Origin of the sequence: Flavobacterium aquidurense (genome assembly GCF_002217195.1) — a bacterium.
GTDB classification, from domain to species: domain Bacteria; phylum Bacteroidota; class Bacteroidia; order Flavobacteriales; family Flavobacteriaceae; genus Flavobacterium; species Flavobacterium frigidimaris.
Genome location: NZ_MUGR01000053.1, coordinates 1 through 3,005, shown reverse-complemented (window position 1 = coordinate 3,005; position 3,005 = coordinate 1). Strand labels below are relative to the sequence as shown.

Below are 3,005 nucleotides of genomic sequence, written 5' to 3'. Positions count from 1 at the left end.
TAAAGTTCATTGACATATTGAGATAAGAAAATAATAAAAAGTAGAAAGCGTTTTTTACTATTTATAGTAAAAGACAAAAAAAAACGGTCATAATTAATTTTATGATTGGTACAATAAGCAAAATAAGGGCGTATGGGGGATGCCTTGGCTCTCAGAGGCGATGAAAGGCGTGATAAGCTGCGAAAAGCTACGGGGACGGGCACACACCGATTGATCCGTAGATACCTGAATGGGGCAACCCACTATGTTGAAGACATAGTACACCGATAGGTGGGCAAACCCGCTGAACTGAAACATCTAAGTAGGCGGAGGAGAAGAAAACAAAAGTGATTCCGTAAGTAGTGGCGAGCGAACGCGGATTAGCCCAAACCAATGTTGTTACGGCAAGATTGGGGTTGTAGGACCACGATATTTTATGTACAAGGAACCGGAAGTTACTGGAAAGTGACACCAAAGAGGGTGATAGTCCCGTATGGGTAACGAGTATAATAGATAGTGGTATCCTGAGTAGGGCGGGGCACGTGAAACCCTGTCTGAATTTGGCGGGACCATCCGCTAAGGCTAAATACTCCTGAGAGACCGATAGTGAACCAGTACCGTGAGGGAAAGGTGAAAAGAACCGTGAATAACGGAGTGAAATAGATCCTGAAACCATACGCTTACAAGCGGTCGGAGCCCTTTCGTGGGGTGACGGCGTGCCTTTTGCATAATGAGCCTACGAGTTAACGTTGCTGGCAAGGTTAAGTGGTTAAGCCACGGATCCGTAGCGAAAGCGAGTCTGAATAGGGCGCTTTAGTCAGTAGTGTTAGACGCGAAACCGTGTGATCTACCCATGGGCAGGTTGAAGCTGTGGTAACACACAGTGGAGGACCGAACCGGTTGACGTTGAAAAGTCTTCGGATGACCTGTGGGTAGGGGTGAAAGGCCAATCAAACTCGGAAATAGCTCGTACTCCCCGAAATGCATTTAGGTGCAGCGTTAGTTATAAAGTTATATAGAGGTAGAGCTACTGATTGGATGCGGGGGCTTCACCGCCTACCAATTCCTGACAAACTCCGAATGCTATATAATGTTCACTAACAGTGAGGGCTTGGGTGCTAAGGTCCAAGTCCGAGAGGGAAAGAACCCAGACCATCAGCTAAGGTCCCCAAATATATACTAAGTTGAAAGAACGAGGTTTGTCTGCCCAGACAGCTAGGATGTTGGCTTGGAAGCAGCCATTCATTTAAAGAGTGCGTAACAGCTCACTAGTCGAGCGGACGAGCATGGATAATAATCGGGCATAAGTATATTACCGAAGCTATGGATTTAGAGTTTACTCTAAGTGGTAGGGGAGCATTCTAACAGGGTTGAAGGTGTATCGTCAGGTATGCTGGACTGGTTAGAAAAGAAAATGTAGGCATAAGTAACGATAATGCGGGCGAGAAACCCGCACACCGAAAAACTAAGGTTTCCACAGCTATGCTAATCAGCTGTGGGTTAGTCTGGTCCTAAGGCGAACCCGAAAGGGACAGTCGATGGCTAACGGGTTAATATTCCCGTACTACTAATTACTGTGATGGGGTGACGGAGTGATGAAAGCGCCGCGAACTGACGGAATAGTTCGTTGAAGTACCTACCTATAAGCTGCGCAGGCAAATCCACGCGGCTTGGGGAAATACGATAGTACTCGGAGTCTTCGGACAAAGAGATAGTGCGCCTAAGGGCTTCCAAGAAAAACCTCTAAACTTCAGGTAATTAGTACCAGTACCGTAAACCGACACAGGTAGTTGAGGAGAGAATCCTAAGGTGCTCGAGAGATTCATGGCTAAGGAATTAGGCAAAATAGACCTGTAACTTCGGGAGAAAGGTCGCCAGCAGCAATGCTGGCCGCAGTGAAGAGGTCCAGGCGACTGTTTATCAAAAACACAGGGCTCTGCAAAATCGTAAGATGAAGTATAGGGCCTGACACCTGCCCGGTGCTGGAAGGTTAAGAGGAGATGTTATCTTCGGAGAAGCATTGAATTGAAGCCCCAGTAAACGGCGGCCGTAACTATAACGGTCCTAAGGTAGCGAAATTCCTTGTCGGGTAAGTTCCGACCTGCACGAATGGTGTAACGATCTGGACACTGTCTCAGCCATGAGCTCGGTGAAATTGTAGTAACGGTGAAGATGCCGTTTACCCGCAGTGGGACGAAAAGACCCTGTGCACCTTTACTATAGCTTAGTATTGACCTTGGATAAATGATGTGTAGGATAGGTTGGAGACTGTGAAGTGGCGTCGCCAGGCGTTGTGGAGTCATTGTTGAAATACAACCCTTTGTTTATCTGAGGCCTAACCCCATATTGTGGGGGACATTGCTTGGTGGGTAGTTTGACTGGGGTGGTCGCCTCCAAAAGAGTAACGGAGGCTTCTAAAGGTTCCCTCAGTACGCTTGGTAACCGTGCGTAGAGTGCAATGGCATAAGGGAGCTTGACTGAGAGACATACAGGTCGATCAGGTACGAAAGTAGAGCATAGTGATCCGGTGGTTCCGCATGGAAGGGCCATCGCTCAAAGGATAAAAGGTACGCCGGGGATAACAGGCTGATCTCCCCCAAGAGCTCATATCGACGGGGGGGTTTGGCACCTCGATGTCGGCTCGTCACATCCTGGGGCTGGAGAAGGTCCCAAGGGTTGGGCTGTTCGCCCATTAAAGTGGCACGCGAGCTGGGTTCAGAACGTCGTGAGACAGTTCGGTCTCTATCTACTGTGGGCGTTAGAAATTTGAGTGGATCTGATTCTAGTACGAGAGGACCGAATTGGACAAACCTCTAGTGTATCTGTTGTTCCGCCAGGAGCATCGCAGAGTAGCTACGTTTGGAAGGGATAAGCGCTGAAAGCATATAAGCGCGAAACCCACCACAAGATGAGATTTCTTTTAAGGATCGTGGAAGATGACCACGTTGATAGGCTATAGATGTAAAGGCAGTAATGTCATAGTCGAGTAGTACTAATAATCCGTAAGCTTATGTACACCCTTTTCC

The 3,005-nt window shown here is 47.8% G+C and carries 1 rRNA gene; it reads left to right on the top strand.

From position 1 onward, the window contains the following. The first annotated feature begins 111 nt into the window (after positions 1 to 111). A 23S ribosomal RNA gene (locus B0A67_RS22135) occupies positions 112 to 2,995 on the top strand. The last annotated feature ends 10 nt before the right edge of the window (positions 2,996 to 3,005 follow it).